This is a genomic window from Gulosibacter sp. 10 (assembly GCF_900163695.1).
Taxonomy (GTDB): Bacteria; Actinomycetota; Actinomycetes; order Actinomycetales; family Microbacteriaceae; genus Gulosibacter.
The window spans coordinates 1-3520 of record NZ_FUIC01000041.1 but is presented as its reverse complement, the minus strand read 5'-3'; the positions used below and the strand labels follow the sequence as shown (position 1 = coordinate 3520).

Below are 3520 nucleotides of genomic sequence, written 5' to 3'. Positions count from 1 at the left end.
TGGTTTCGACTGTATGTTGAGAACTACATAGTGGACGCGAGCATCTTCGCCGCAATGCCGTTGGTGTTGTGGTGAGTGATTTTTCTGTAATTGTGAGAGTGATTCGATTGCCAGGCCCTTCGGGGTTGGTGGTTGTTTCGATTTCTTGTATTCATGTCAAATTGTGAAGAGCAAATGGTGGATGCCTTGGCATCTGGAGCCGATGAAGGACGTAGTAATCTGCGATAAGCCTCGGGGAGTCGATAAACGGGCGTTGATCCGAGGGTGTCCGAATGGGGAAACCCGGCCGCATTGTGTGTGGTCACTCGCATCTGAATATATAGGGTGTTGAGGGGGAACGTGGGGAAGTGAAACATCTCAGTACCCACAGGAAGAGAAAACAATAGTGATTCCGTGAGTAGTGGCGAGCGAAAGTGGATGAGGCTAAACCGGTTGTGTGTGAGAGCTGCTAGGTGTTGCATGATCGGGGTTGTTGGGGTTGTGTTGTGGTCGTGCTAGTGGACGGCCGGCGTTGGTGTGCAGTGTAGGTGAACAGGTTTGAATGCCTGACCGTAGGGGGTGCGAGTCCCGTAGCCGAAACAGTGTGCGCGCGTTAAATGTTTCTCCCAAGTAGCACGGAGCCCGTGAAACTCTGTGTGAATCTGTCGGGACCACCCGATAAGCCTAAATACTCCCAGATGACCGATAGCGGACAAGTACCGTGAGGGAAAGGTGAAAAGTACCCCGGGAGGGGAGTGAAATAGTGCCTGAAACCGTTTGCTTACAATCCGTCGGAGCCTCCATGTTGGGGTGACGGCGTGCCTTTTGAAGAATGAGCCTGCGAGTTAGTGATGTGTGGCGAGGTTAACCCGTGTGGGGGAGCCGTAGCGAAAGCGAGTCTTAATTGGGCGTTGAGTCGCATGTTCTAGACCCGAAGCGAAGTGATCTAGCCATGGCCAGGTTGAAGCGACAGTAAAGTGTTGTGGAGGACCGAACCCACCTAGGTTGAAAACTGGGGGGATGAGCTGTGGTTAGGGGTGAAAGGCCAATCAAACTTCGTGATAGCTGGTTCTCTCCGAAATGCATTTAGGTGCAGCGTTGCGTGTTTCTTACTGGAGGTAGAGCTACTGGATGGCCGATGGGCCCGACAAGGTTACTGACGTCAGCCAAACTCCGAATGCCGGTAAGTGAGAGCGTGGCAGTGAGACGGTGGGGGATAAGCTTCATCGTCGAGAGGGAAACAACCCAGACCATCGATTAAGGTCCCTAAGCGTGTGCTAAGTGGAAAAGGATGTGGAGTTGCGAAGACAACCAGGAGGTTGGCTTAGAAGCAGCCATCCTTGAAAGAGTGCGTAATAGCTCACTGGTCAAGTGATTCCGCGCCGACAATGTAGCGGGGCTCAAGCACACCACCGAAATCATGGACCTCCACAGTGTGGGGGTGGTAGGAGAGCGTCGTGTTGTGGGTGAAGCGGCAGTGTGAACTGGTCGTGGACGTGACACGAGTGAGAATGCAGGCATGAGTAGCGAAAGACTGGTGAGAAACCAGTCCTCCGAATGACTAAGGGTTCCAGGGTCAAGCTAATCTGCCCTGGGTTAGTCGGGTCCTAAGGCGAGGCCGACAGGCGTAGTCGATGGATAACGGGTTGATATTCCCGTACCGGTGATATGACCGTCCAATGCGATCTGGTGATGCTAAGGTGCTGAGTTCTGGTGCTGGCCTTCGGGTTGGTGTTGGGGCGAGGTTCCGGACCGAGCCGGGGAGTGTAGCGTGTTAACAGGTGTGACGCAGGAAGGTAGCCGAGCCGGGTGAATGGTTGTATCCGGGCAAGGATGTAGGACGAGTGGTTGGCAAATCCGCCGCTTGAGTGTCTGAGATCTGATGCGGAAGTCCTTTTGGACGTAGTCGGTGATCCTATGCTGCCAAGAAAAGCATCGGCGTGAGGTTGTGTTGCTGCCCGTACCCGAAACCGACACAGGTGGTCAGGTAGAGAATACTAAGGAGATCGAGAGAATCGTGGTGAAGGAACTCGGCAAAATGCCCCCGTAACTTCGGGAGAAGGGGGGCCATCCACTTGTACCACTTTGCGTGGGAGAGGGTGTGGTGGCCGCAGAGACCAGTGGGACTCGACTGTTTATCAAAAACACAGGTCCGTGCGAAGTCGCAAGACGATGTATACGGACTGACGCCTGCCCGGTGCTGGAAGGTTAAGAGGACGTGTTAGCTCTTCGGGGCGAAGCATTGAATTTAAGCCCCAGTAAACGGCGGTGGTAACTATAACCATCCTAAGGTAGCGAAATTCCTTGTCGGGTAAGTTCCGACCTGCACGAATGGCGTAACGAATTCCCAGCTGTCTCCACCGCGAACTCGGCGAAATTGCAGTACGAGTAAAGATGCTCGTTACGCGCAGCAGGACGAAAAGACCCCGTGACCTTTACTATAGCTTGGTATTGGTGACTGGTGTGGCTTGTGTAGGATAGGTGGGAGACTGTGAAGCATGGACGCTAGTTCGTGTGGAGTCGTTGTTGAAATACCACTCTGGTCATTCTAGTTATCTAACTTCGGACCGTGATCCGGTTCAGGGACAGTGCCTGGTGGGTAGTTTAACTGGGGCGGTTGCCTCCTAAAGAGTAACGGAGGCGCCCAAAGGTTCCCTCAGCCTGGTTGGTAATCAGGTGGCGAGTGTAAGTGCACAAGGGAGCTTGACTGTGACACTGACAGGTGGAGCAGGGACGAAAGTCGGGACTAGTGATCCGGCAGTGGCTTGTGGAAGCGCTGTCGCTCAACGGATAAAAGGTACCTCGGGGATAACAGGCTGATCTTGCCCAAGAGTCCATATCGACGGCATGGTTTGGCACCTCGATGTCGGCTCGTCGCATCCTGGGGCTGGAGTAGGTCCCAAGGGTTGGGCTGTTCGCCCATTAAAGCGGTACGCGAGCTGGGTTCAGAACGTCGTGAGACAGTTCGGTCTCTATCCGCTGCGCGCGTTGGAAGTTTGAGGAGATCTTTCTTTAGTACGAGAGGACCGAGAAGGACGAACCTCTGGTGTGTCAGTTGTTCTGCCAAGGGCATGGCTGATTTGCTACGTTCGGGATGGATAACCGCTGAAAGCATCTAAGCGGGAAGCCGGCTTCGAGATGAGACTTCCTTCCCCTTTTGGGGGTGAGGTTCCCAGTAGATGACTGGGTTGATAGGCCGGATGTGGAAGCGCGGTAACGTGTGGAGCTGACCGGTACTAATAGACCGAAGATTTGTTATGAACCCGCCACTGCGGTTGTGGTGGTGGGGTTGCAGGAAAATGTTGTGTGTTCGCGTCCGCTTTGTGGTTCTCGATGTATGGTCGAGCCCCGCACCCGCCCCTGGCGGGGTGGTGTGGGTGGTGGCTCGTTCTGTGTGTTGGAGCGTGTTTCGGTGGTGATAGCAGGATGGAAACGCCCGGTGACATTCCGAACCCGGAAGCTAAGCGTCCTTGCGCCGATGGTACTGCATGGGGGACTGTGTGGGAGAGTAGGACACTGCCGGACTCTTTTTGAATGAAGT

At 54.3% G+C, this 3520-nt stretch carries 2 rRNA genes; both read left to right on the top strand.

Annotation, left to right across the window (positions count from 1 at the left end):
- Positions 1-154: 154 nt before the first annotated feature.
- A 23S ribosomal RNA gene (locus FM112_RS14295) occupies positions 155-3239 on the top strand.
- Positions 3240-3387: 148 nt separating this feature from the next.
- A 5S ribosomal RNA gene (gene rrf, locus FM112_RS14290) occupies positions 3388-3504 on the top strand.
- Positions 3505-3520 lie beyond the last annotated feature (16 nt).